Raw genomic sequence first — 533 nt, 5'->3', positions numbered from 1 at the left:
TAAGTCGGCAACATGGACAATAAGAAACTAATCGGCAAAAACATCGCAAAGATAATAAAGAGAATTTGCGAGAACAACATAATCCCTGTTAGGAGAAAGACAAAGAAGGATATGCCAATATTGAACAACACCAAAAAGACTACGGTCCCTAAGCGGTTCATGGTCTTGGTAATACTGAGATTCGCATTGTCATTATCTTCAATCTCCGCTTTGACCGCTTCTTCCCGATCCTTGCCTTTATTTTCATCTGGACTTACAGACAGGATTTTGTTAACACGATCTTCGCCAACTTCTTCTATATTGGAATCATCAAATTGCAAGAGTAACCACGGTTGTTGGACTTGAATGGAAAACAAGCTATCTCGGATTAAATCCACACTGTCCTTTCCTTGGCTTTCTGAATTCGGCACGACAATCTCGGTTCCAAGGCTAAGAGCCGCTTCGCTGACATCTGAGCTAAAATCATTGATTTTTGTGATATAGGTGGGCGCATACGCAATGAACGAACCCGAAAGTAGAAAAATCATCACAAA

The 533-nt window shown here is 40.7% G+C and carries 1 protein-coding gene; it reads right to left on the bottom strand.

Annotated elements, in window-relative coordinates:
• Positions 1-533, bottom strand: a 533-nt coding sequence (locus RV13_RS20520; RefSeq protein WP_428839367.1) for a CD3337/EF1877 family mobilome membrane protein, incomplete at both ends; no start/stop codon positions are given.

Origin of the sequence: Enterococcus raffinosus, from assembly GCF_001886185.1 — a bacterium.
GTDB classification, from domain to species: Bacteria; Bacillota; Bacilli; order Lactobacillales; family Enterococcaceae; genus Enterococcus_A; species Enterococcus_A raffinosus.
The sequence above is the reverse complement of the archived record's forward strand: the minus strand, read 5'-3'. Positions and strand labels throughout refer to the sequence as shown.